Source organism: Amycolatopsis sp. NBC_01307 (assembly GCF_035975215.1).
Lineage (GTDB): Bacteria > Actinomycetota > Actinomycetes > Mycobacteriales > Pseudonocardiaceae > Amycolatopsis.
In genome coordinates this window covers 7,631,270-7,655,644 of sequence record NZ_CP108403.1, presented here as the reverse complement: position 1 = coordinate 7,655,644, position 24,375 = coordinate 7,631,270, and the positions used below count along the sequence as shown (strand labels likewise).

The following is a 24,375-nucleotide window of genomic DNA, read 5'->3' as shown; positions in this document are numbered from 1 at the left end:
GGATGCGTCCAGGCGAGATCATCCCCGGCGACGAGCCGGTGGAGCTGAACCCGGGCCGCGCGCGCGTCCGGCTGCTCGTGCGCAACCTCGGCGACCGGCCCGTGCAGGTCGGCTCGCACTACCACTTCGCGGCCGTGAACCCGGGCCTCGAGTTCGATCGTGACGCCGCCCGCGGGCACCGGCTCGACGTCCCGGCCGGCACGTCGGTGCGGTTCGAACCGGGCGTCGAACGCGAAGTCGATCTCGTTCCGCTCGCCGGCGCGCGCCGCGTGCCGGGGCTGCGGTCCGAATTCTCGGGGGAGTTCTGAAATGCCGCAGATCGACCGTGAGCGCTACGCGGAACTGTTCGGCCCGACCACCGGTGACCGGATCCGGCTCGCCGACACCGACCTCCTGATCGAGGTCACCGAGGACCGCTCGATGGGCCCCGGCGGTTCCGGCGACGAGGTCCTCTTCGGCGGTGGCAAGGTGATCCGCGAGTCGATGGGCCAGGGGACGGCGACCCGCGCCGAGGGCGCGCCGGACCTGATCATCACCGGCGCCGTCATCCTCGACCACTGGGGCATCGTCAAGGCGGACGTCGGCGTCCGCGACGGCCGGATCGTCGGGATCGGCAAGGCGGGCAACCCGGACACGATGGACGGCGTCGACCCGGCGCTGGTGATCGGCCCGTCGACGGAAGTGTTGTCCGGCAACGGGAAGATCCTCACCGCGGGTGGCATCGACTGCCACGTCCACTTCATCTGCCCGCAGCTCGTCGACACCGCGCTCGCCGCCGGACTGACCACTTTGGTCGGTGGCGGCACCGGGCCGAACGAGGGCACGAAGGCCACCACCGTGACACCCGGCGCGTGGAACCTCGGCCGGATGCTGTCCGCTATGGACGGTTACCCGGTCAACGTCCTGTTGCTGGGCAAGGGGAACACCGTCCGGCACGAGGCGCTGCGCGAGCAGCTCGCGGCCGGCGCGGGCGGGTTCAAGCTGCACGAGGACTGGGGCACGACGCCCGCGGCGATCGACGCCTGCCTCACGGTGGCCGACGAGTCCGGTGTCCAGGTGGCCATCCACACGGACACGTTGAACGAGGCCGGCTTCCTGGAGTCCACTGTGGACGCAATCGGCGGCCGTTCGATCAACGCTTACCACACCGAAGGCGCCGGTGGCGGGCACGCCCCGGACATCATCCAGGTCGTCTCGCTGCCGAACGTGCTGCCGTCGTCGACCAACCCGACCCGGCCGCACACCGCGAACACCCTCGACGAGCACCTCGACATGCTGGTCGTCTGCCACCACCTCAACCCGTCGGTGCCCGAGGACCTCGCGTTCGCCGAGAGCCGGATCCGGCCGACGACCATCGCGGCCGAGGACGTCCTGCACGACCTGGGCGCCATCTCGATGATGAGCTCGGACTCGCAGGCGATGGGCCGGATCGGCGAGGTGATCATCCGGACCTGGCAGACCGCGCACGTGATGAAACGCCGTCGCGGCGCGCTGCCCGGCGACGGCGCGGCCGACAACCTGCGCGCCCGTCGTTACGTCGCCAAGTACACGATCAACCCGGCCATCGCGCACGGCATGGAGACCGAGATCGGCTCGGTCGAGGTCGGCAAGCTCGCCGACCTGGTGCTGTGGGAGCCGAAGTTCTTCGGCGTCCGGCCGCACGTGGTCCTGAAGGGCGGGTTCCCGGCGTGGGCGGCGATGGGCGACGCGAACGCGTCCATCCCGACGCCGCAGCCGGTGATGGCCCGCCCGATGTTCGGCGCCAGCATCGGCGCCGCGCTCAGCCTGCACTTCGTCGCACCGGAGGCCCTCGACAGCAACCTGCGGGAGACGTTCCGGATCACGCGGCCGCTGGTCGCCGTCTCGAACATGCGCGCGCGGACCAAGGCGGACATGGTGCTCAACGACGCCACGCCGGACGTCCGGGTCGAGCCGGACAGCTTCGCGGTGCACGTCGACGGCGAGCTGATCGAGCCGCAGCCGGTGACCGAACTGCCGATGGCGCAAAGGTACTTTCTCTTCTGATGGACCTTTCGGCACTCATCCTCGCGGACTCGCGCTTTCCCGGCGGCGGGCACGTCCACAGTGGCGGGCTCGAAGAAGCCGTCGCGCGCAAGCTGATCAAGTCCGAACGGGACCTTCCGGGATTCCTTTCCGGACGGTTGCGGACGGCCGGTTCCCTGGCGGCGGTGTTCGCGGCGGCGTCGGCCCACGCGGCCGCGCGCTCCGTCGCGAGTGGACACTGGTCCCGGTTGGACGCCGAGCTGGACGCGCGGACGCCGTCGCTCGCGCAGCGCGAGGCGTCGCGGGCGCAGGGGCGGGGGACCGCGCGGGCCGGGCGGATCTCCTGGCCGTCACCGGTGCTCGTCGCGCTGGTGAAGGAAACCCCGCGGCCGCACCACCCGATCGTGCTGGGCGCGCTGGTCGGCGTCGCGGGCGGTGCGCCGTACGACGCCGCGATGGCCGTGGCCTACCTGGCCGTGAGCGGGCCCGCCAGCGCGGCGGTGCGGTTGCTGGGGCTGGACCCGTTCGCCGTCAACGCCGTCGTCGCGCGGCTCGACCTGCGGTCGGTGTGCGAGACCGCGGCCGCGGTCGCCGGTGACGACCCGGCGTCGCTGCCGGCCCCCGGATCACCAGGGTTGGATTTGTTCGCCGAGGCGCACGCCCGGCATCACCAGGAAGAGGTGCGTCTCTTTGCCAGCTGAAGGCCACGGTCACGGGCATTTCCACGAGGTCAACTTCGACCCGACGGCCGCCGAACCCGATCACTACGACCCCGCGCCGACGGCCGGGCGCGCCTACCGGATCGGCATCGGCGGGCCCGTCGGCTCGGGCAAGACGGCGCTGACCGCGGCGCTGTGCCGGGCGCTGGGCGACGAGGTGAACCTCGCCGTCGTCACCAACGACATCTACACGACCGAGGACGCGGACTTCCTGCGGCGGGCTGGGGTGTTGGACCCGGAGCGGATCGAGGCGGTGCAGACCGGCGCGTGCCCGCACACGGCGATCCGCGACGACATCACCGCGAACCTCGACGCCGTCGAGCGCCTGGAGGAGAAGTTCGCCGGGCTGGACCTGGTGATCATCGAGAGCGGCGGCGACAACCTGACCGCGGTGTTCAGCCGCGGGCTGGCCGACAGCCAGGTGTTCGTGGTCGACGTCGCGGGCGGCGACAAGGTGCCGCGCAAGGGCGGCCCCGGCGTCACGACCGCGGACCTGCTGGTGATCAACAAGATCGACCTCGCGCACCTGGTCGGCGCGGACATGGACGTGATGACGTCGGACGCGCACCGGATGCGCGGCGAGCTGCCGGTCATCACGCAGTCCCTTGTGGACACCCCGGACGCGCCGGCGGTGGCGGACTGGGTCCGGTCGCTGCTCCCGGTCCGCGCCGGGTGAAGGCCCACGCCCGGCTGACGGCGTGCTTCGACGGCTCGCGCACGATCCTGCGCGAGCTGCGCTCGATGGCGCCGCTGACGCTGTTCCCGCGCCGCGGCGGCGGCCGGACGGCGGTGGTCCACCTGGTCAACTCGGCGACGTCCCCGTTGGGCGGCGACGACCTCCGGCTGACCATCCACGTCGGCCCGGGCGCGTTCCTGCGGCTCTCCGGCGTCGCGGCCACCTTGGCGCTGCCCGGCCTGCACGGCGAGGGTTCATTGTCCACAGTGGACGTCTCGGTGGCCGAGGGCGGCCGGCTGGAGTACCTGCCGGAGCCGACGGTCATCACGGCCCGGGCCCGGCACACCGCGGTGTTCCGGGCCTCGCTGGCGGACGACGCCTACCTGCACACGCGCGAGGTGCTGGTGCTGGGCCGGGCGAACGAGAAGCCGGGCACGCTCACGACGTCACAGCAGGTCACGCGGGGTGTGACGCCGGTGCTGCGCCAGACGCTGACGATCGGCGACTCCACTTTGGACGCGAGCCTGGCCCACCTGGCGGGCCGCCGGGTCCTGGCCACCGACCTGGAAGTGGGCGGCGAGGAACTCCCGGCGGCCTCCGGTGAGTGGTGGTCGCGCACGCCGCTGGCCGCGGGCGGCACCCTCACGACCTCGCTCGCGCCGGACGCTGTCACGGCGCTGGCGCCGTTCTGAGCAGCCCCCGATTTCCACGCTAGCGGAGGGGGCCGACAGTTTCGGGTGCCGCCGCGCGCCCGGTCACTGGTGGTGGCCACAGGCCCACTTCCAGGTGGCGGCGCCGTACGCGGTCGCCGCTGTGTCGGGGTCCTTCCCGGGAGCCGGCATGGCGATCGCGTCGGCTTGTGCGGGGTCCAGCGCCGTTCGTGCGAGCCCGGCGATCGCGAGCGCCGAGCCGGCGGCGCAGAAGTTCGTGGCCGACTCGAACATCTCGTCGTACGTGTGGGGCGAGTTCGGCGTGAACCCGGCCTTCTTCATCTCGGATGTCCATTCCGCCTCGGGGTCTGGTGGCGCATCATTACCGCAACCGGCAAGAACAGTGGTTCCCCTCGAAAGGTGATCGACATCGTGATGTCGTCGACACGCCGGGGCTCGTTACCGGCCGCGGTGCGGCACTTTCGCGTGAACGTGCCGCCGCTCGCCGGGGAAGACCCCCTGCGCCGTCCCCGGCGAGCGGAAGTTGTCGAATGCCGGATCGGCCGGGGAGTACCGGCGCCGGCCTCGCGAAAGCGTTTGCGCGAGCGGGATGCGCTCGTTCTCGATACCGTGCGCGCGCAGGCTCGGTGTCGTACGCGACGACCGAATCGGCAGATCCTCTGGTAACGAAGATTTTCACAATTTACTCACCCGGGTAGGATCTGGCAATCCCTCGGAAGGAGGAGAGAACCGGTGGCTCGCACGTACGGCGGGGTCGCGCCCGAGCAACGTCGTGCCGATCGCCGTCAACGGCTGCTCGTGGCCGGGCTCGAGCTGTTCACCTCCACCGGTTTCCGGCACACCAAGATCACCGAGGTGTGCGCGCGGGCCGGCGTGTCGACGCGGAACTTCTACGAGGAGTTCACGAGCAAGGAGGACGTGCTCCGCACCCTCCACGACCAGATCAACAGCCTGGCGCTCGCGCACGTCACCGCGGAGCTCGACAAGGTCGCCGACGCCGACGCGCTCACCCGCATCTCGAAGCTGCTGGACGTCTTCATCGCGACGGTCACCGTGGATCCCCGGATGCCGCGCCTCAACTACGTCGAGGCGGTCGGCGTCAGCGCCGAGCTGGAGGCGCAGCACCAGGTGTGGGTCGACCGCTGGGCGAACTTCATCGCCGCCGAGGCGAACCGCGCCGCGGAGCACGGCGTCGTGCCCGTGCGGGACTACCGGCTGACGGCGATCGCGCTGGTCGGGGCGGGCACCGGGCTGCTGCGCGAATGGCAGGCGCACGACCCGCCGCTGCCGGTCGAAGAGATCGGCGCGGAGTTCCGCGCGATGATGCTGTCGGCCATCATGCGGCCGGAAAAGATCTTGGACATCGAGGGCAACCGCGGTGCCGCGGCCGACGTGGAACAGTCGAGCCGGGAGGGGGATCCGGGGGGAACCCGGCCAACGTGAAGGCCCGTTACCGGCGGCGGACGCCGGTAACGGGCCTTCACGGACGTTACGCCTGGCGGGCTGTGGGAATGCCCAGCGAAACCGGACCCGTCGTCTGGCACAGGTCGTGGCAGCTGTTGTCGAGCGTGCAGCACAGCGAGCAGATCGGCCCGCTCTGCTTCGCGCAGTCGGCGACGTCCGGCAGTTCGTACGGATCACCGCAGACCGAGCAGGTGTACGTCGCCCGCAGGTCGACGTCCTGGTCGGGCCCGGCGACCGTGTTCGGCCGGGCCAGGTAGTACTTCCCGCGCGTCACGACCGCCAGCGTCGGCACCAGCACGATCGCGATGACCAGCGCCAGCAGCGGGCTGAACGCGGCCAGGAACGGCCCGAAGGCCCCGAAGTACGCCGCGATCGACACCGTCGAGGCGACGAGCATCGAGCCGAACCCGACCGGGTTGATCTTGTGCAGGTAGGCCCGCTTGAACTCGATGTACTTCGGCGAGAGCCCGAGCGGCTTCGCGATCACGAGGTCCGCGCACACCGCGCCGATCCAGGCGATCGCGACGTTCGAGTAGAAGCCCAGGATCTTGTTCAGGAACCCGAACGCGCCGAACTCCATCAGCGCCAGCGCGATCCCGCAGTTCACCAGCACGTACCAGACGCGGCCCGGGTGCTTGTGCAGCACGCGGGAGAAGAAGTTCGCGAACGACAGCGAGCCCGAGTACGCGTTGGTCGTGTTGATCTTGATCTGCGAGACGACGACGAACAGCGCGGCGAACGTCAGCGCGACCGGCCCGAGAGCCGGCTTCACGGCTTCGACGTACGGCGCGATCGGTTCGAGCGCGGCCGTCTCGCCGACGACGCCGAGCGCGAGGAACGCCAGCAACGCGCCCCCGATCTGCTTCGCGGCCCCGAGGATCACCCAGCCGGGCCCGGCGGCGAGCACCGCGGTCCACCAGGCCCGCTTGTTCTCCGCCGTCTTCTCCGGCATGAACCGCAGGTAGTCGGCCTGCTCGCCGATCTGCCCGATCAGCGACAGGGCGACACCCATGCCGAAGCCGAACCCGATCGCGGAGAACCCGGACCCGGCGCCGTCCGTGCCGCCGAAGGCCGCGAAGTCGGCGAAGCGGCCCGGCTCGCGGACCAGCACGACGATGAACGGAAGCACCAGGCCGGCCAGCCACAGCGGCTGCGTCCAGGTCTGCATCTTCGCCACCGCGCCCATGCCGTAGAGCGCGAACGGCAGGACGATCAGCGTGGCCAGGAGGTAACCGACCGCCAGCGGGATGCCGAGGGCGAGCTCGAAGGCCTGGCCCATGATCGAGCCTTCGAGCGAGAAGAAGATGACCGTGAAGCTCGCGTAGACGAGCGAGGTGAGCGTTGACCCGAAGTAGCCGAAGCCGGCTCCGCGGGTCAGGAGATCCATGTCCACTCCGGACTTCGCGCAGGCGGCCGCGATGGGCACGCCGGTCGTGAAGATGACGACGGCGGCGGCGAGGATCGCCAGCACCCCGGAGGTGAAGCCGTAGGAGAGCACGATGCTGGCGCCGATCGCGAAGTCGGCGAGGTAGGCGATGCCGCCCAGCGCCGTTGTCGCGACCACGAACGGTGACCATTTCCGGAACGAATGAGCGGCGAAGCGCAGTGAGTAGTCCTCGCGGTTCTCATTCGCCGCGAGTGGTGCGTACTGGCGTTTCGGTGGGGCCGTTTCTTCAGCGTTCGACAGGATCTCGGTCATGCCTGCCTCCGGGGGTGGTGGGGAACGGGCCGAAAGATAGACGCGTCCTTTATCGATCCCGGTCCGGGAGGTAACGCGGGCGTAAACGCTTGCTGACGGGCGGTTACGTGACGATGGCGGCGAAGTCGTGTCGGGAGTCACCGTTCAGTGGGTTCCGCTGCAGCTCGCGAGGCCCTAACGTCACCTGGACCCAAGTGTCAGGGCCCCGACCGGGTACGGAGGTTTGGCGATGATGCCGGAGATCGAGGACAAGGTGGAAGACGCCGTGGTACGCCTGCCCGGGATGCGCGTCGCCTACGACGGCGCCGCGTTCGACGAGTCGGCGCTGGCGGCCACGTGGACCGACCAGTTGCAGGGCTGGCTGAACCAGGCCGTCGCCGCCGGGATCGCCGAACCCAACGCGATGGTGCTGGCGACCGCGGACGCCGAAGGCCGCCCGTCGTCCCGCACCGTGCTGTGCAAGGGCCTCGACGAACGGGGTGTCGTGTTCTACACGAACTACACCTCGTCGAAGAGCCACGACCTGACCGCGACGCGCTACGCGTCGGTGACGTTCCCCTGGTACCCGCTGCACCGCCAGGTCCACGTCCGCGGCGAGGTGGAGAAGGTCGGCGTCAAGGAGACGGCGGAGTACTGGGCGCAGCGGCCGCGCGGTTCGCAGCTCGGCGCCTGGGCGTCCCCGCAGTCCCGCGTCGTCGACGGGCGCCGCGCCCTGGAGACCGCGCTGCACGGCATCGAGCGGCGCTTCGCCGACGTCGAGCGGATCCCGGCCCCGCCGCACTGGGGCGGCTGGCGGATCCGGCCGGACCTCGTCGAGTTCTGGCAGGGCCGCGAGGACCGCATGCACGACCGCCTCCGCTACATGCGCCACGAGGACGGCTGGAACATCGAGCGCGTCGCGCCGTAGCTGTCGATCTTCCGAAGGGCCCCCGCCGCGGCGGGGGCCCTTCGGCGTTCCGGCGTCGACGCCGGCCGTCGCGGCCGGGTTGTCCCCACCCCGGCCGTGATGTGGACAACCGGGCCCTGGAGACGGCTTTTCCGGCGTCCCGTCGGCCGGCCCCGATAAACTGGGTGCGGGGCCGAACCCCCGGAGAGGGCGGGGGGCGCTCACCGGCCGCGGCGACGAAAATCACGCGACCGGGGATAGTTAGCCGAGCTAAGCTCATTGGTTGTGAGTGATCAACGGGGGACCTTGCCGCCCCGCACGGGCATCCGCGGGCTTCTCGGTCGCATCATCGTCGACACCCGGCCGCTGAAGATCCCGGCCTTCCGCCGGCTCTGGCTGTCCACTGTGGTCACCGCGGTCGGCACCCAGCTGACCGCCGTCGCCGTGCCCAAGCAGGTCTTCGACCTCACCGGCTCGTCGGCGTACGTCGGTCTCTCCGGGCTCGTCGCGCTCGTCCCGCTGCTGGTCTTCGGGCTCTGGGGCGGCGCCATCGCCGACGCCGTCGACCGGCGGAAACTCCTGTTCGTCACGAACGTCGGGGTCGCGATCACGTCCGCGCTGCTCTGGCTGCAGGCGTTCCTGAACTTCGGCTCGGTGTGGCTGGTGCTCGCCCTGCTGGCCGTCAACCAGGCGTTCTTCGCGATCAACATGCCGACGCGCGGCGCGGTCGTCGCCCGGCTCGTCCCGCCCGAGCTGCTGCCGTCGGCGAACGCGCTGAGCAGCACGATGTCGACGTTCGGCGCCGTGTTCGGCCCGCTGATGGCCGGTGCGCTGATCCCCGTCCTCGGCCTCTCGACGCTCTACCTGATCGACGTCGTCGCCCTGACGATCACGCTCTTCGCGGTCTGGCGGCTGCCGTCGATCCCGCCGCTGAACGGGCCGTCGCGCCGCGCCGGCGTCCGCGACGTCGTCGACGGCTTCCGCTACCTCGCCGGGCAGAAGATCCTGCTGGCCTCGTTCGTCGCCGACATCATCGCGATGGTCTTCGGCATGCCGCGCGCGCTGATCCCGGAGATGGCCGAACGCACCTTCGGCGACCCGCCCGGCGGCGGCCCGGCGCTCGGCTGGCTCTACGCCGCGCTGCCCGCGGGCGCGATGCTGATCGGGCTGTTCTCCGGCTGGCTGACGCGCATCCACCGCCAGGGCGTCGCGGTCGTCATCTCGATCTGCGCCTGGGGCGCGGCGGTCGCCGGGTTCGGGCTCGCGCACTCGCTGTGGCTCGCGGTCCTCTTCATGGCGGCGGCCGGCGCCGCGGACATGGTCAGCGCGGTCTACCGGATGGCGATCCTGCAGACCGCCACCACCGACGAGATGCGCGGCCGGCTCCAGGGCGTGTTCACCGTCGTCGTCGCCGGTGGCCCGCGGATCGCCGACCTCACCCACGGCTGGGGCGCCGCCGCGTTCGGCACCGAAGTCACGGCGACCGTCGGCGGACTGCTGGTGATCGTGCTGGTCCTGGCCGCGATGCTGGTGCTCCCGGCGTTCTGGCGGTACCGGGCGCCGACGGCTTAGGGCGCTTCCGGCTACTGTGCAAAGTATGCGTATCGCAGTCGCTTTGGTCGCTTTTGCCGCTTTGACCGCCTGCTCCGCCGAGGACAAGCCGGCGCCCAGCTCGTCGTCGCCCGCGCCCAAGCCGAGCACGAACGCCGCCGCGGCGGCGCTCGACCCGTGCGCGCTGCTGCCGGCCGCGGCCGTGTCGAAGGCGCTGTTCCTGGACAACCTCACGGCGGTGCCGGGACCGGTGCAGGACAACGCGACCAGCGGCGGCAAGGCCCGCACCTGCGAGTACAAGCTCGACGACAAGGCCGCGGGCGCGCTCGCGGTGACGCGGTACGACGGCCGCCAGGCCAAGCCCGCCGACATGGTCGCGTCGATCAAGAAGGCCAAGCCGGGCGCCCAGGACGTCGCCGGGTTCCCGGACGGCGCGGTCTACTACGTCGACGAGCAGAAGACGGCCACCCTCGCCGCGGCCGAGCTGGTGTCCGGGACGCCGGTGCTGATCAACTACACCGGCCCGGCGAAGATGACGCCGGAACAGCTCGCGCCGCTGGTCAAGGCCGCCCTCGCGGCGAGCAACTGAGCTGTGACGGGGCTTCGCCCCGGCCGGGGGCTCCGCCACCCGGACCCCCGAAAGCTGCGGGTTCAGGCCCAGCCGACGAGCTGGCGCTCACCGGCCGCCGGCAGCTGCTTCAACGCGGGCCGCGTGATCGCGCCCGGCGTGGTGGGCGAGTCGAACCACTCGCCCTGCGTCGTCTGGTAGAGCACGGTGGCCCGGTCCGGCGCGGCGGCCGCCTTGCCGATCCGCGGCTCCGCGCGGTCGACGAGCTTGGTGACCTGCGGAACCCCGTCGTCGACCTTCAGCCGGGCGAGCGCGCCGTGCGCGTCGGTGCCGCCGACGGCGTACAGCAGCACGGTGACGGCGTCGAGCGCGGTGACGAAGTAGTAGCGCGTGCCCGCGTCGTCGTAGGTCGCGTAGCCGATCGCGCCCGACGAGTCGGTCAGGTAGGCCAGGCCGCCGGCGCGCCGGACGTCCTTCCACGTCAGCACCGTGCCCTGCGCGTCGGGCCACCAGGCCTGGACGCGCGGGTCGAGCGGGTCGTCCGGCGGCACGAGGCCGGCTTCCTCGGTGTTCTGGCCGGGCCGCGTGTAGTCGGTGGAGTAGACGGCTCTGCCGTCGTCGAAGTAGAGCTTCGTGCCCATCGGGCCGAACCGCGGGTTCCGGAAGCCCGCCACGGTGCCGGTGCGTTCGTAGCGCCGCCCGCGGCGGTCGAGCTTGAAGACGTCGACGCCGCCGCCGGACTCGAGGGTGGCGTACTGCCCGTCGGGGGAGACGAGGTCGAGCTTGCTGGCCGGCCCGTCGAACCGGGTCGGCGAGGTGTCGCGCCCGGGCAGCGGCAGGGTGGTCTTCACGACGCCGGTGGCGGGATCGGCGAAGACGACGTCGTCGTGGCCGGGGTTGCGCTGGAGCAGCACCACCCCGGAGAGATCGAGCGGCGCCGGCACCGGCGCGACGGCGGGAGCGACCGGCGGGCCGCCCCCGCAGGCCGCCACCAGCAGGGCGAGCAGCGCGACGCCCCACCGAGCCTTCCCCACCATCGAGCCTCCCGAAGTCCACGGCTCAGATGCGGCGGGCGATCGTCCGGTTCCCGGTCGTGAGTGAGAAACAGTGTTCTAACACTGTTTCTCACTCACGACGGCGCAGGGCGGCCAGTTCCACCGGGCTGTGGGCCGAGAACACCGTCACCTCGTCCTGGTGGGCTTTCACCAGCTCCTGCAGCCGGGCCAGGTTGGCCAGGCGGGCGTCGCGCTTCGTCTGGACGATGTTCTGGAACGCCGTCATGCCCGGCGGGCAGTGCGGGGCGACCGGGTCGAGCTGGCCGTGGAAGAAGTACGCGTCGCCCGCGTGCAGGAGCCAGCCGTTGCCCGTGTCGATCGCGACGCCGTTGTGGCCGAGCGTGTGGCCCGTCAGCGGGACCAGCAGGATCTCCTCCGGCAGGCCCTTCAGCGACCGGACCGCGTCGAAGCCGAACCAGGGCTCGCCCGTCTCGTCGTAGGTGCTCCACAGTGGACGGTGGGCGAACTGGGCCGCGCGGTAGCGGTTCTTCTCGGCCGCGTTCGACGGGGCCGTCGCCGCGCGCTGCTCCTCGGTGCGGACGTGCACCACCGCGTTCGGGAAGTCCGCCAGCCCGCCGGCGTGGTCGACGTCGAGGTGGGTCGGCACGATGTGGCGGACGTCGGCCGGGTCGAGGCCGAGCGCCTCGATCTGCGCGACCGCCGTCTCGGCCGCTTCGAGCCGGGCGCCGACCATCGCCATGAACGGCCGGCCCAGCCACTTGCCCGGCTGGGCGACACCCTGGGTGCCGAACCCGGTGTCGACCAGCACCAGGCCGTCGCCGGTCTCGATCAGCAGGCAGTGGGCGACGAGCTCCGCCCGCCGCAGCAGCCCGGGCTCGCCGTCGAGCAGCTTGCCGCCCGCCGGGCGCATCGTGCCGCAGTTGAAGTGGTGCACCTTCATACGCTGCTCCTGGTGCTCAGCCGGAGGAACTGGGTCTCGTCGTGCGCGGCGAAGACGGTCACCTCGTCGCCGTGCTCCTGAACAAGCTGTCGCAGGCGGGCGTGATTGTCCAGCCTGGCGCCCTTCACCGTCTCCATGCGGCCCTCGAACCACTTCAGGCCTGGCGGGCAGTGCGGCGCGGCCGGGTCGACCTGGCCGTGGAAGAAGTACGAGTCGCCCGCGTTGAGCAGCCACCCGCTCCCGGTGTCGACGGCGACGCCGGCGTGCCCGCGCGTGTGGCCGCCGAGCGGGATCAGCAGGACCTCGTCGGTCAGGCCGGCCAGCTGCCGGACGGCGTCGAAGCCGAACCACGGTTCGCCGATGTCCGAATAGGACGTCCACTGTGGACTGTGACTGAACTGGATCTTCCGGTACCGCCCGCGTTCCGCGGCGTCACGCGGCGACTGCAGAGCGCGCAGCTCCTCGGCGTAGACGTGCACGCGTGCCCACGGGAAGTCGATGAGCCCGCCGGCGTGGTCGAGATCGAGGTGGGTCAGCACGATGTCCCGGACGTCCGCCGGGTCGAGGCCGAGCGCCCGGATCTGCGCGATCGCGGGCAACGCCGGATCCGCGACCGGGTTCGACTGCCGGACGAACCCGGCGCCGAGCCAGGCCTCGCGGTCGACGGCGGCCGGCGTGCCGGTGCCGGTCTCGACCAGCACCAGCCCGGTGGCCGTCTCCAGCAGCAGGCAGTGGCAGACCATGGTGGCGCGGCGGAACAGGCCCGGCCGGCCGTCGACCAGCCGGCCGCCGAGCGGGCGCATGGTCCCGCAGTTCAGGTGGTGGACGCGCATCAGGAGAACTCCCGTTCGAGGGTGGCGTGCAGGTGGGCGGCGACGGCTCGCAGCGGGGCGACGTCGCGGCGGGTGCGGGCCAGCAGCAGCCCGCCTTCGACGGCGGCGAGCACGATGGTGCCCAGCTCGTCCGCGCGCTCCTGCCCGAGTCCCTGGGTGGCCAGGTACGCGGTGAGGATGTCGTGCCAGTCCGAGTAGCCGTCCGCGCAGGCTTCCCGGATCGGCTCGCTCTCGGCGGCGGCGTCCAACGCGACTGTCGCGAGTGGACAGCCGCGTTGGAAGTCGGACTCCGTGAGGAAGTTCGCGAGCGCGTCGACGACCCGGTCGATCGCGGTCACGACGTCCGGGGCGTCGGCGACGACGGCGCGGAGCAGCGCGCCGGTGCGTTCGCTCGACAGCCGGACGGCTTCGGCGGCCAATTGTTCTTTGCCGCCGGGGAAGTGGAAGTAGAGGGACCCCTTCGGCGCGCCCCCGGCCGTCGTCAGCTGGGTGAGGCCGGTGGCGTGGTAACCCTGCGAGTGGAACAGGTCGGCGGCGGTGTCGAGCATCCGCTGCCGCGTGTCGGTGCGGCGAACCATGGGACGACCGTAACTCAAACTATGACGACCGGTCTAGTGAGTAACGCTGAAAAGTTCGGCTACGGCCATCCGGGTGAGGTCGCTGGTCTGACCGGGTATCGGCGGAGCAGCATCACTAAGCGTGAGCGAATCCGAGTTCGTCGCACTGCCGGGTGGTGTTCGCCGAGCGCTGCCCCGGGCCGCCGCCAGCTCGCGGCGGCGCGTCACCGTGACGCTGGTGCTGCGTCGGCGTTCGTCAATCCCTGACCAGCTCACCACGGGTCCGGGCACTCTCGGACGAGACCTGTTCGCCGAGCGGTACGGCGCCGATCCGGTCGACGTCGAGATCGTCCGCGCCGCCCTGGCCGACCTCGGGCTGGAGGTCGGGGAGAGCGACCTGGGTACACGGAGTGTAGTCGTTTCGGCTCAGGTCAGGACGCTCGTCCGGGTTCTCGGGCCCCGGCTGTGGATCCCCGCCGAGCTCGACGGCATCGTCCTCGCGGTGCTCGGCCCCGACGACGGGCCCGGCGAGTTCCTGGCCGCACTGGCCGCGGCGGTGCACGCCGAGCCGACTCCGCCGGCGCTCGACGTCGACGTGGCCGAGCGGGACTGGACCGAGCGGGAACGCGCGGTGCTGGCCGAACTGCTGGCGGACGCGGCGGCGCTGGGCATCAAGGTCGTCCCGCAGCCTCGGTAAGGTCGTCCGCATGGGCAACCCGACCGGTCAGCAGTTCGAGATCACCCGCGGCAACGCGCGCGCCGTCGTCACCGAGATCGGTGCGGGCCTGCGCGCGTTCGAAGTCGGCGGAGTGCCGTACGTCGAGGAGTTCGCCGAAGACGCGAAGCCGCCGAAGGGCGCCGGGCAGGTGCTGCTGCCCTGGCCGAACCGGACCAAGGCCGGCCAGTGGACGTTCCAGGGCGAGAAGCAGCAGCTCGAAATCACCGAGGAGGCGCGCGGCAACGCCATCCACGGCCTGACCCGCCACCTCGAGTGGGAGCTGCTGGAGCACGCCGAGTCGTCGATCACCCTGGCCGTCGACGTCGAGGTGCAGCCGGGCTGGCCGGTGCCGCTGCGCGCGACGATCACCTACGACCTCGCGCCGCGCGAGCTGACCATCACGCACGAGATCCGCAACGAGGGCGAGCAGCCGATCGGCGTCGGCGTCGGCACGCACCCGTACTTCCGGATCGGCGACGTCCCGACCGACGAGCTGACCCTCACCCTGCCCGCGAGCCGCGTCCGGCCCTACCTCGGCGACGAGCAGATGCCGTACGCGCCGGAGCAGGACGTCGAGGGCACCGAGTTCGACTTCCGCGGCGGGCGCGTCCTCGCAGACGTCGACCTGGACACGGCGTTCGGCGGTCTCACGACGGCCGACGACGGGCTGCACCACTTCGTCCTCGCGCACGGCGACCAGCAGCTGCTGGTCTGGACCGGCCCGGACTTCCACTGGGCGCAGGTCTTCACGCCGGACGACCTGGTCGGCCGCGGCCGCGCGGTGGCGATCGAGCCGATGACCTGCCCGGCCGACGCGCTCAACACCGGCACCGACCTGGTCGAGCTGGAGCCGGCGACGTCGTGGTCCGGCAGCTGGGGCATCCGCGTCAAGTGAAGCCGCTTCGCCTGGGCGTCGCCGACGCGGGTGAAGTGCTGACGCTGCAACGCGCCGCGTACATCACCGAAGCCCGCGCACACGACGACTTCGACCTGCCGCCGCTGCTGGAGACCCTTGCGGAGGCGCAGGCGGCGTTGGAGTCGTGCCTCTCGTGGGGGTTCCGCGAGAACGGCCGGCTGCTCGCGTCGGTGCGGCTGACGGTGACGGGACACGTGGGTCTGGTGACCCGGCTGGTCGTCGCGCCGGACCGGCAGGGCGCCGGCCTGGGCGGCGGGCTGCTGCTCGCGGCCGAGGCGGCGGCCCCGCCGGAGGTGACGGTGTTCCGGCTGTTCACCGGGTCGAAGAGCGTCGGGCCGCTGGGGATGTACGCGAAGCACGGCTACCGCGAGACGCACCGGACGCCCGAGAACAACCACGAATTGGTGCACCTGGAGAAGGCGCGGGTTCCGTAGGCTGCTGCGGTGCAGACGGTCTCGTTCTGGCAGGCCTGGGGGCTGTGGTTCGACGGCCGGTCCGTGGCGGGTTTCCGGCTGTGGGGCCTGCCGGTGCTGTGGTGGGGCCGGTTCGGCAAGCTCGGCCAGTTCACCGGCGGCCTGGCGGCGATCATCGACATCGTGGGCGTCGCCCGCATCACGGGGTGGGGCGAGCGGCTGCGGGCGAGGCCGGTCGAGGGACAGCGGCAGACGCTCGCCGAAACCTGGCGCCGAAGCCGGGTGATCTTCCGGGCCGCCTACCGCGACCTCTTGGCCGACTACATCCGGCCGAAGCAGATGAAGGAACGGCGCATCGAAGGGCGGACCGGCGAGCCGAAGCGCGAACCGCTCGACGCGGAGACCCGCCGGGTCAAGCGCATCCTGGTGACCGTCGTGCTCGTCTGGGCGGCGCTGATGTTGGCCCTGACGATCTGGGCCCGCTCAGCGTGGGACGGCGGATCCGTCGAGCAGGACCTGCCCTGGTGGGTGGCGATTCTGGTTGTCGTCTTGACCTTCCCGCTCTCGCTCATGGCCGTCTTCACCGGCATCTCGCTCGGCCTGAATCTGCTGGCCCGGGCCTGGCCGCTGGTCGTCTACGGCTTGTTCGTCCGGCCGCCGCTCGTGCTGCTGCGCGGTCCGCAGCCCGACCGGTCGCTGCGCGTCATCGGCGTCCTGCTGGTCGTCGTGGGTTTCGCGTTCGATCTGCTGGCGAGCTGAGCCCGGCTCGCGCCTGCCCGGACCAGTTCGTTAGCGTGGCGAACTATGGCGAAGGCAATTGTCGGGGGCTACGTCGTCCCCATCGACGGTGATCCCATCGACAACGGCACGGTCCTGATCGACGACGGCAAGATCGTCGCGATCGGCACGGAGGCCGACGTCGACATCCCGGAGGACGCCGAACTGGTCGACGCGGCCGGCACCTGGGTGCTGCCCGGCTTCATCGACGCCCACGCGCACCTCGGCGTCCACGAGGACGGCGAAGGCTGGTCCGGCAACGACACCAACGAGATGACCGACCCGAACGGCGCCCGGTTCCGCGCGATCGACGGCATCGACCCGTACGAGCCCGGCTTCGACGACGCGCTGGCCGGCGGCGTCACGAGCGTCGTCATCAAGCCCGGGTCGGGCAACCCGATCGGTGGCCAGACCATCGGCGTCAAGACCTGGGGCCGCAGCATCCTCGACATGGTCTTCGCGGAGCACGTCAGCGTGAAGAGCGCACTCGGCGAGAACCCGAAGCGCGTGTACGGCGAGAAGAAGCAGACGCCGTCGACCCGGCTGGGCGTCGCGGCGATCCTGCGCGAGGCGTTCACCAAGGCCCGCAACTACCAGGCGAAGCGCGACCACGCGGCCGCCGAGGGCAAGCCGCACGAGGTCGACCTGACCCAGGAGGTCCTGGCCAAGGTCCTCGACGGCGAGCTGTACTGGGACCAGCACGTCCACCGCGCGGACGACATGGTCACGGCGATCCGCCTCGCCGACGAGTTCGGCTACAAGCTCGTGATCAACCACGGCACCGAAGGCCACCTGATCGCGGACCTGCTCGCCGAGCGCGACGTCCCGGTCATCCTCGGGCCGCTGTTCACCACGAAGTCCAAGGTCGAGCTGCGCAACCGCACGCTGCGATCCGCGGGCATCCTGGCCCGCGCCGGCGTCAAGATCGCGATCACCACGGACCACCCGGTGATCCCGATCAACTTCCTGGTCTACCAGGCGGCGCTCGCGGTCAAGGACGGCCTCGACCCGCACACGGCCCTCAAGTCGCTGACCGTCAACCCAGCTGAGATGCTGGGTCTGGACAGTCAGATCGGCTCACTGAAGCCGGGCCTGGACGCGGACGTCGTCCTCTGGTCCGGCGACCCGCTGGACGTGATGAACCGCGCCCTGCGGGTCTTCGTCCGCGGCGCCGAGGTGTACCACTTCGACGAGCAGCTGGGCGAAGGCGTATCGGCGGACCGCCGGTACCGAGAGTCCCGCTGACCGTCCCCAGAGCGGACGGACGACACGCCGGTTACCGGGCGGTTCCAGCGTGTCGTCCGTCTATTCACCTCACGACAGCAGGGCGTCGAGGTCGAGCTTGACCGGGAACGGGACGTCGGTCGCGAAGGTCCCGGTGACCGCGGCAGCGTCCATGTAGCCGCGGCAGTCGGCGAGCGAGACCGGCTCGCCGAGGTCGACGATCCAGTAGTGCGGGATCCCCGCGTCGGCGTACTCGTCGTGCTTCACCCGGTAGTCGGTGCGCCGGGAGCCCGGCGACACGATCTCGATGACCACGGCCACCTCGTCGGCGCGGATCAGGTCGCCGGCGCGCGCGACCGCGGCCCGATCGAAGACCAGCAGGTCCGGGCGGCGGGAGAAGCCGGGCTCGCCGTGCGGCGCCAGCTGCAGGTCAAGGTCGGTGCCGAGGGCGAAGGCGAGATCGCGCGGCAACTGCCGTTCGAGCTGTCCGGCCAGCCGGCACGCGGCCATGTTGTGCCTCCGGCCGGCGCCGGGCGACGGCACCACCCGGCCTTCCACCAGTTCGGTGAAACCGCGGTCGGTTTCCCCGAGCGCTCGATACTCCTCGACGGACAGCAGACGGCCGGACATGGGGTAACGGTATCCGTGCCGGCCGTGCGACAGCCTTCGCTGGACCGGGTTACAAGACCCCCGGCCGACAACCCGTAACCCGCGTGATCGAAGCCGCGACTCGCGTGATTGAGGCCGGAACTCGCGTGATTGGGGCCGGAACCGCGAGTTCCGGCCCCAATCACGCCGGATACGGCTCGGATCACGTCGGATACGGCTCGGATCACGTGAGTTCCGGCCCGGATCACGCGAGTTCCGGCCCGGATCACGCGAGTTACGGCTCGGATCACGCGGGTTCGGGGTAGCCGGGCTAAGAGGCCTTCAGTTCGCGGGCGATGACCATGCGCTGGATCTGGTTCGTGCCTTCGAAGATCTGCGGGACCTTCGCCTCCCGCATGTACCGCTCCACCGGGAAGTCGCGTGTGTAGCCGGCCCCGCCGAGGACCTGGACGGCGTCCGTCGTCACCTTCATCGCGCCGTCCGTGGCGACCAGCTTGGCGATCGACGCCTGGCGCTGGAACGGCATCCCGCGGTCGCGCCGCCGGGCCGCGTCCAGGTACGTCGCCCGCGACGACTCGACCGTGGCCGCCATGTCGGCCAGCAGGAACTCGACGCCCTGGAAGTCGATGATCGGGCGGCCGAACTGCGAGCGGCCCTTCGCGTAGGTGACCGCCTCGTCCAGCGCCGCCTGCGCCAGGCCCACCGCGCACGCCGCGATGCCCAGGCGTCCGGAACTAAGGGACGACAAAGCGATCCGAAGTCCCTGCCCCTCCGCGCCGATGAGCCGCGAAGCGGGCACCACGGCGTTGTCGAAGTTCAGCTGGGCCGTCGGGGAGCCCGTGAGGCCCATCTTCCGTTCGCGCGCCGCCGCCGAGAGGCCGGGTGTCGAGCCGTCGACCAGCAGGCAGGAGATGTCCTGCTCGCTCGTGCGGACCATCGTCGTGTAGAAGTCCGCGACGCCGGCGTGGGTGATCCACGCCTTCGTGCCGTTGACGACGTAGTCCGGGCCGTCGAGCCGCGCGCGGGTCGACAACGCGGCCGCGTCCGAGCCCGCCTGCGTCTCCGACAGCGCGTACGCGCCGAGCAAACCCCCTTCGAGCATGTCCGGCAGCCACTCGTCACGCTGCTCGTCCGTGCCCCAGTTCGCCAGGCCGTAGCAGGACATCGTGTGCACCGAGAGCCCGACGCCGACCGTCATCCACGCGGCCGCGATCTCCTCCAGGACCTGCAGGTACACCTCGTACGGCACGTCGCCGCCGCCCCAGCGATCCGCGTACGGCAGCCCCAGCAGGCCGGACTTGCCGAGCAGCCGGAACTGCTCGCGCGGGAACCGCTCGGCCTCCTCGGCCTCGGCCGCGCGGGGTGCCAGCTCGTCGCGGGCGATCTCGGTCGCCAGCGCGACCAGGTCTTCGGCGTCCGAATCGGGCAGCAGGCGTTCGGCAGGCATGGTCGTCCTCCCAGACAACGGTACTGAAAACAGTACTGTGGGTCTGTCGAGAGTACAGTACGACGAGCCTGGGGTGGCCGCGAGACGTAGGAGATAGTGGTCCGATGGAAGCCAGTCGCAGGCCCACCGCGAGGCAGCGCGCCCTGCTCGCCGACCTCGAGGCCCTCTTCCTCGCGGAGGGTTTCGCCGCCTTCACCCTGGACGACATCGCCGCCCGCCTGCGCTGCTCGAAGTCGACGCTCTACGCGCTCGCGCCCAGCAAGGAGCAGCTCGCCGTCAAGGTCGTCGCCCAGTTCTTCCGCGGCGCCGCGGCGCGCATCGAGGAGCGGATCGCCGGGATCGACGACGCGCCCAAGCTCATCGGCGAGTACCTGGCCGGCGTCGCCGAGCACCTGAACCGCGCGTCGGCGACCTTCATGCGCGACATCGCCGAGTTCGCCCCGGCGCGCGAGACCTACCAGGTCAACAGCCGGTTCGCGGCGCAGCGGATCCACGCGTTCATCGACAAGGGCGTCGCCGACGGCGTCTTCCGCGACGTCCACGCCCGGCTCATCGCCGAGATGACCGGGCTGATCGTCGAGGGCATCCAGACCGGCGTGCTCGCCCAGCGCACCGAGGTGTCGGACGCCGAAGCGTTCACCGCACTGGGTGAGCTGTTGCTCGGCGGGCTGAACAAATAGCGGACAGGAATTGTCAGCTGAATCTCCTCTAAACTCGCCGCGTGATCGTCGTAGGCGGAGAAGCGCTCGTAGACCTCGTCCCGGGTGACCCCCTGGACTCCACTGTGGACGGTGGGCTGCGCGCGCTGCTGCCGCGCCTGGGCGGCGGGCCGTACAACGTCGCGCTGGCCGCGGGCCGGCTCGGCGTGCCGACGGCGTTCCTGTCGCGGGTGTCCACCGACCGCTTCGGCGAGGCGATGGTCGAGCGGCTGCACGCGTCCGACGTCGACACGTCGCTGCTGCAGCGCGGCGACGAGCCGACGACGCTGGCCGTCGTCGCGCTCGACGCGAAGGGCGCCGCGCACTACACGTTCTACGTCGAGGGCACGGCGGATCGGCTCGTCGCCGACCCCGGCGCGCTGCCGGAGCAGGTCACCGCGCTTTCGCTCGGCACGCTCGGCATGGTCCTCGAGCCCGGCGCGTCGGCGTACGAGGCGATGCTGCGGCGCGAGGCCGCCCGCGGGGTGCTGACCGTGCTCGACCCGAACATCCGCGAAGCGCTGATCACCGATCCGGCCGTCTACCGCGCCCGGTTCGCGTCGTGGCTGCCGGACGTCCGGTTGCTGAAGATCTCCGACGACGACACCGCGTGGCTCACCGAAGGCGCCGACCCGGTCGCCGCCGCGAAGACGTGGGTCGAGTCCGGTGTGGACGCGGTCGTGCTCACCCGGGGCGCCGACGGCGTCGCGGTGATCACCGCCGCAGGTGAGGTGGCCCACGTGCCGTCGCGCAAGGTCACGGTGGTCGACACCATCGGCGCCGGCGACACCGTGCAGGGGGCCCTGCTGGCCTGGCTGACCACCCGCGAGGTCTCGGACCTGGCCTCTCTGGACGCGGACGCGTGGCGCGAAGCCCTCACCTTCGCCGCGAAAGCCGCCTCGATCACCGTGTCGCGCAGTGGCGCGGAGCCGCCCACATCGGCCGATATGGCATCCACCGTGTGAACCTGGTCCCAAAGCGGGTACCAGGGGCAACGTCACCGCTGCGCGGTGCCGGGGTTCTCGACTAGCGTAGAGGGGCATTCTTCATACCCCAGCGGGGCGGTGTGCAGCGAGGCGCCAGTGTTTCCTCGCGTGAACACGTGGCTACCTGTGGAACCTACAGGCGCCGCCGTCCCGTGCCCAACGTGAGAGGGACTTGCATGTCCGACGCGACGACTGCGGGGCAGTCCGGCGGCGAAACCGCGAAGCTGAGCCTTCCGAGTGGCGAGCACGAATTCAAGATCGTCCACCCGGTCGAGGGCGCGCCCGGGATCGAACTGGGGAAGCTGCTGGCGCAGACGGGGTACATCACCTACGACCCCGGTTTCGTCAACACCGGCGCCGCGTCGTCGGCCATCGCCTACATCGACGGCGACGCCGGCATCCTCCGCTACCGGGGTTACCCGATCGAGCAGCTGGCCGAGAAGTCGACCTTCATCGAGGTCTCCTACCTGCTGATCTACGGTGAACTGCCGACCGAAGCCCAGCTTTCCGACTTCACCCAGAAGATACAGCGCCACACGCTGCTGCACGAAGACCTCAAGGCGTTCTTCAGCGGCTTCCCGCGCGACGCGCACCCGATGCCGGTGCTGTCCAGCGCCGTGTCCGCGCTGTCGACGTTCTACCAGGACTCGCTCAACCCGTTCGACGAACCGAACGTCGAGCTGTCCACCATCCGCTTGCTCGCCAAGGTCCCGACCCTGGCCGCGTACGCGTACAAGAAGTCCGTGGGCCAGCCGCTGCTGTACCCGGACAACTCGCTCGGCCTGGTCGAGAACTTCCTCCGCATGACGTTCGGCTTCCCGGCCGAGCCGTACGAGGTCGACCCGGACGTCGCGAAGGCGCTCGACCTGCTGTTCATCCTGCACGCCGACCACGAGCAGAACTGCTCGACCTCGACCGTGCGCCTGGTCGGCTCGTCCGAGGCGAACCTGTTCGCCTCGATCTCGGCCGGCATCAACGCGCTGTTCGGCCCGCTGCACGGTGGTGCGAACGCCGCGGTGCTCGACATGCTCGAGGGCATCAAGAACGACGGCGGCGACGTCGCCAAGTTCGTCGAGCGGGTGAAGAACAAGGAAAAGGGCGTGAAGCTGATGGGCTTCGGGCACCGGGTCTACAAGAACTACGACCCGCGCGCGAAGATCATCAAGAACACCGCCGACGAGATCCTCGGCAAGCTGAAGGGCGGCGACCAGCTGCTCGACATCGCCAAGAAGCTCGAGGAAACCGCGCTTTCGGACGATTACTTCGTTTCGCGCAAGCTGTACCCGAACGTGGACTTCTACACCGGCCTGATCTACCGGGCGCTGGGCTTCCCGACGAAGTTCTTCACGGTGCTGTTCGCGCTCGGCCGCCTGCCGGGCTGGATCGCGCACTGGCGCGAGATGATCAACGACCCGGCCACCAAGATCGGCCGCCCGCGGCAGATCTACACCGGCCACGCGTCGCGGGACTACACCCCGATGTCGGAGCGCTGAGGGTTCTAACCCCGATCCGGCGTTTTCGGGGGCTCCGGGTGGCGGAGCCCCCGGCCCGGGGCGCAGCCCCGGCTGATACAGCGCCCCGTCGTGCACTGGCACGGCGGGGCGCTTATCGTTGTCCGGCGTGACCAAAGAAGCGCCGGTTGTCCTGTGGTTCCGCCGCGACCTGCGGCTGGGCGACCACGCTGCCCTGCTGGAAGCGTCGAAGCACAGCAAGCACGTCCTCGCGTTGTACGTCCTCGACGAGGCGCTGCTGAAGCCGTCCGGCGATGTGCGGACGGCGTTCCTCTACGGCTGCCTGGAGAAGCTCGACGAGCAGCTCGGCGGCCGGCTGATGCTGGTGCGCGGCGACCCGGCGGCCGAAGTGGTCCGGGCCGCGCGCAAGATCGGCGCGTCCGCGGTGCACGTCAGCGCCGACACCGGCCCGTACGGCCGTCGCCGGGACGCCGAGGTCGCGAAGGCCTTGGCGGAGAACAACATCGACTGGGTGGAGACGGGCTCGCCGTACGCGGTGGCGCCCGGGCGCGTCACCAAGCCGGACGGCGACCCGTACCGCGTCTTCACGCCGTTCTTCCGCGCCTGGACCGCGCACGGCTGGCGCGCGCCCGCGGACACCGGACCGTCCCTTGTGGACTGGGTCGAGCCGCCGAAGTCGTTGAAGATCCCCAAGCCGCCGCGCGTGTCCGCGGTGCTGCCCGAGCCGGGGGAGCAGGCCGCGCTGGACGTCTGGCACGCCTTCCTCGACGGCGGCGTCGACACCTACGACGAGGACCGCGACCGGCCGGACCGTGAAGGCACCACGCGGATTTCGCCGTACCTGCGCTGGGGGTGCGTCCACCCGCGGACGCTGCTGGCGGACCTCGCCGGTGACGACCGCGTCGGCGCGAAGTCGCTGCGCAGCGAGCTGTGCTGGCGCGAGTTCCACGCCGACGTCCTGTGGCACCGCCCGGAAACCGCGCGCAAGAACTACGACAAGCGCTTCGACAAGATGAGCCACGACGACGACCGCGAGGCCTTCGACCGGTGGTGCGCCGGGAAGACGGGCTACCCGATCGTCGACGCCGGGATGCGGCAGCTGCTGGCCGAAGGCTGGATGCACAACCGCGTCCGGATGGTCGTCGCGAGCTTCCTGGTGAAGGACCTGCACCTGCCGTGGTGGCAGGGCGCGCGGCACTTCATGAACCACCTCGTGGACGGCGACCTCGCGTCGAACCAGCTGAACTGGCAGTGGGTCGCGGGCAGCGGCACCGACGCGGCGCCGTACTTCCGGATCTTCAACCCGACGACGCAGGGCGAGAAGTTCGACCCGAACGGCGACTACGTCCGCAAGTACGTGCCGGAACTGCGTCCGGTGGCAGGGAAAGCGGTCCACAAGCTGAAGGACCGCCCCGCGGACTACCCGGAGCCGATGGTCGACCACGCCCACGAGCGCCAGGTGTCCTTGGAGCGGTACGGCAAGATCACCTCGTGAGTGGTAATGAGGGTTCTAACCCTCATTACCACTCAC

26 protein-coding genes are annotated in these 24,375 nt (G+C 70.7%); 18 read left to right on the top strand and 8 right to left on the bottom strand.

Going from position 1 to position 24,375, the window contains the following annotated elements; all coding sequences use genetic code 11:
- Positions 1-2 precede the first annotated feature (2 nt).
- From OG439_RS33425 to OG439_RS33405, 5 genes are read left to right on the top strand one after another with little or no spacing between them, the layout of a single operon-like run.
- Positions 3-308 carry an urease subunit beta gene (locus OG439_RS33425; protein WP_247058391.1) on the top strand — a complete coding sequence of 102 codons (306 nt, stop codon included), beginning with the start codon at positions 3-5 and terminating at the stop codon, positions 306-308.
- A 1-nt stretch (position 309) separates the two neighbouring features.
- Complete coding sequence (locus tag OG439_RS33420; RefSeq protein WP_326944669.1) at positions 310-2,025, top strand: urease subunit alpha; 1,716 nt, start codon at positions 310-312, stop codon at positions 2,023-2,025.
- Positions 2,025-2,705, top strand: coding sequence for an urease accessory protein UreF (locus OG439_RS33415; RefSeq protein WP_326944668.1), 681 nt, complete (start codon positions 2,025-2,027; stop codon positions 2,703-2,705). The genes OG439_RS33420 and OG439_RS33415 overlap by 1 nt, the downstream gene beginning before the upstream one ends.
- Entirely contained in the window at positions 2,695-3,399 is a 705-nt protein-coding gene (gene ureG, locus OG439_RS33410; protein WP_247058385.1) for an urease accessory protein UreG, read from the top strand. Before OG439_RS33415 ends, ureG begins: the two co-directional genes overlap by 11 nt.
- Entirely contained in the window at positions 3,396-4,091 is a 696-nt protein-coding gene (locus tag OG439_RS33405; RefSeq protein WP_247058383.1) for an urease accessory protein UreD, read from the top strand. The genes ureG and OG439_RS33405 overlap by 4 nt, the downstream gene beginning before the upstream one ends.
- Before the next feature lie 63 nt (positions 4,092-4,154).
- On the opposite strand, the gene OG439_RS33400 is transcribed toward OG439_RS33405, so the two are convergent.
- Positions 4,155-4,391, bottom strand: a complete 237-nt coding sequence (locus OG439_RS33400; protein ID WP_326944667.1) for a hypothetical protein — start codon at positions 4,389-4,391, stop codon at positions 4,155-4,157.
- Positions 4,392-4,802: 411 nt separating this feature from the next.
- Between OG439_RS33400 and OG439_RS33395 the strand changes: the two genes are divergently transcribed.
- Positions 4,803-5,513: a TetR/AcrR family transcriptional regulator gene (locus OG439_RS33395; RefSeq protein WP_326944666.1), complete on the top strand. Its 711-nt coding sequence runs from the start codon at positions 4,803-4,805 to the stop codon at positions 5,511-5,513.
- 46 nt (positions 5,514-5,559) lie between these two features.
- Here the strand turns inward: OG439_RS33395 and OG439_RS33390 are convergent, their stop codons facing one another.
- Positions 5,560-7,233: a purine-cytosine permease family protein gene (locus OG439_RS33390; protein WP_247058379.1), complete on the bottom strand. Its 1,674-nt coding sequence runs from the start codon at positions 7,231-7,233 to the stop codon at positions 5,560-5,562.
- 229 nt (positions 7,234-7,462) lie between these two features.
- Between OG439_RS33390 and pdxH the strand changes: the two genes are divergently transcribed.
- The 3 genes from pdxH (at position 7,463) to OG439_RS33375 (ending at position 10,259) form a co-directional block, all read left to right on the top strand.
- Positions 7,463-8,140, top strand: a complete 678-nt coding sequence (pdxH, locus tag OG439_RS33385; protein ID WP_247058377.1) for a pyridoxamine 5'-phosphate oxidase — start codon at positions 7,463-7,465, stop codon at positions 8,138-8,140.
- Positions 8,141-8,425: 285 nt separating this feature from the next.
- Complete coding sequence (locus tag OG439_RS33380) at positions 8,426-9,691, top strand: MFS transporter (protein WP_442788318.1); 1,266 nt, start codon at positions 8,426-8,428, stop codon at positions 9,689-9,691.
- A gap of 25 nt (positions 9,692-9,716) precedes the next feature.
- Complete coding sequence (locus OG439_RS33375; RefSeq protein WP_326944664.1) at positions 9,717-10,259, top strand: DUF3558 family protein; 543 nt, start codon at positions 9,717-9,719, stop codon at positions 10,257-10,259.
- 62 nt (positions 10,260-10,321) lie between these two features.
- On the opposite strand, the gene OG439_RS33370 is transcribed toward OG439_RS33375, so the two are convergent.
- From OG439_RS33370 to OG439_RS33355, 4 genes are all read right to left on the bottom strand, one after another.
- Positions 10,322-11,275, bottom strand: a complete 954-nt coding sequence (locus tag OG439_RS33370; RefSeq protein ID WP_326944663.1) for a hypothetical protein — start codon at positions 11,273-11,275, stop codon at positions 10,322-10,324.
- Positions 11,276-11,363: 88 nt separating this feature from the next.
- Positions 11,364-12,194: an MBL fold metallo-hydrolase gene (locus OG439_RS33365; protein ID WP_326944662.1), complete on the bottom strand. Its 831-nt coding sequence runs from the start codon at positions 12,192-12,194 to the stop codon at positions 11,364-11,366.
- The gene (locus OG439_RS33360) at positions 12,191-13,027 is read right to left on the bottom strand and encodes an MBL fold metallo-hydrolase (RefSeq protein WP_326944661.1); all 837 of its coding nucleotides are present in this window, start codon (positions 13,025-13,027) and stop codon (positions 12,191-12,193) included. The genes OG439_RS33365 and OG439_RS33360 overlap by 4 nt, the downstream gene beginning before the upstream one ends.
- On the bottom strand, positions 13,027-13,605 hold the full coding sequence (locus OG439_RS33355) for a TetR/AcrR family transcriptional regulator (RefSeq protein ID WP_326944660.1): 579 nt from the start codon (positions 13,603-13,605) through the stop codon (positions 13,027-13,029). Before OG439_RS33355 ends, OG439_RS33360 begins: the two co-directional genes overlap by 1 nt.
- 121 nt (positions 13,606-13,726) lie before the next feature.
- On the opposite strand from OG439_RS33355, the gene OG439_RS33350 reads away from it, so the two are divergent.
- The 5 genes from OG439_RS33350 to OG439_RS33330 are packed head-to-tail and all read left to right on the top strand — an operon-like array spanning position 13,727 to position 17,653.
- The gene (locus OG439_RS33350) at positions 13,727-14,281 is read left to right on the top strand and encodes a hypothetical protein (RefSeq protein ID WP_326944659.1); all 555 of its coding nucleotides are present in this window, start codon (positions 13,727-13,729) and stop codon (positions 14,279-14,281) included.
- Positions 14,282-14,291: 10 nt separating this feature from the next.
- Positions 14,292-15,197: an aldose 1-epimerase family protein gene (locus OG439_RS33345; RefSeq protein WP_326944658.1), complete on the top strand. Its 906-nt coding sequence runs from the start codon at positions 14,292-14,294 to the stop codon at positions 15,195-15,197.
- Positions 15,164-15,652, top strand: coding sequence for a GNAT family N-acetyltransferase (locus OG439_RS33340; protein WP_326944657.1), 489 nt, complete (start codon positions 15,164-15,166; stop codon positions 15,650-15,652). Before OG439_RS33345 ends, OG439_RS33340 begins: the two co-directional genes overlap by 34 nt.
- Positions 15,653-15,661: 9 nt before the next feature.
- On the top strand, positions 15,662-16,390 hold the full coding sequence (locus OG439_RS33335; RefSeq protein WP_326944656.1) for a hypothetical protein: 729 nt from the start codon (positions 15,662-15,664) through the stop codon (positions 16,388-16,390).
- Between the two features lie 45 nt (positions 16,391-16,435).
- Entirely contained in the window at positions 16,436-17,653 is a 1,218-nt protein-coding gene (locus OG439_RS33330; protein WP_326944655.1) for an amidohydrolase, read from the top strand.
- 69 nt (positions 17,654-17,722) lie between these two features.
- Here OG439_RS33330 and OG439_RS33325 read toward each other — a convergent pair whose 3' ends face one another.
- Positions 17,723-18,262 (bottom strand): Uma2 family endonuclease, encoded by a 540-nt coding sequence (locus OG439_RS33325; RefSeq protein WP_326944654.1) that lies wholly within the window; start codon positions 18,260-18,262, stop codon positions 17,723-17,725.
- A 289-nt stretch (positions 18,263-18,551) separates the two neighbouring features.
- Entirely contained in the window at positions 18,552-19,688 is a 1,137-nt protein-coding gene (locus tag OG439_RS33320) for an acyl-CoA dehydrogenase family protein (protein ID WP_326944653.1), read from the bottom strand.
- A 104-nt stretch (positions 19,689-19,792) separates the two neighbouring features.
- On the opposite strand from OG439_RS33320, the gene OG439_RS33315 reads away from it, so the two are divergent.
- From OG439_RS33315 to OG439_RS33300, 4 genes are all read left to right on the top strand, one after another.
- Positions 19,793-20,368: a TetR/AcrR family transcriptional regulator gene (locus OG439_RS33315; RefSeq protein ID WP_247058349.1), complete on the top strand. Its 576-nt coding sequence runs from the start codon at positions 19,793-19,795 to the stop codon at positions 20,366-20,368.
- 41 nt (positions 20,369-20,409) lie between these two features.
- Positions 20,410-21,351, top strand: coding sequence for a carbohydrate kinase family protein (locus OG439_RS33310; protein ID WP_326944652.1), 942 nt, complete (start codon positions 20,410-20,412; stop codon positions 21,349-21,351).
- Positions 21,352-21,548: 197 nt separating this feature from the next.
- Positions 21,549-22,865, top strand: a complete 1,317-nt coding sequence (locus OG439_RS33305; RefSeq protein ID WP_326944651.1) for a citrate synthase — start codon at positions 21,549-21,551, stop codon at positions 22,863-22,865.
- A 127-nt stretch (positions 22,866-22,992) separates the two neighbouring features.
- A complete protein-coding gene (locus OG439_RS33300; protein WP_326944650.1) occupies positions 22,993-24,339 on the top strand; it encodes a cryptochrome/photolyase family protein in 1,347 nt (448 codons plus the stop codon).
- The last annotated feature ends 36 nt before the right edge of the window (positions 24,340-24,375 follow it).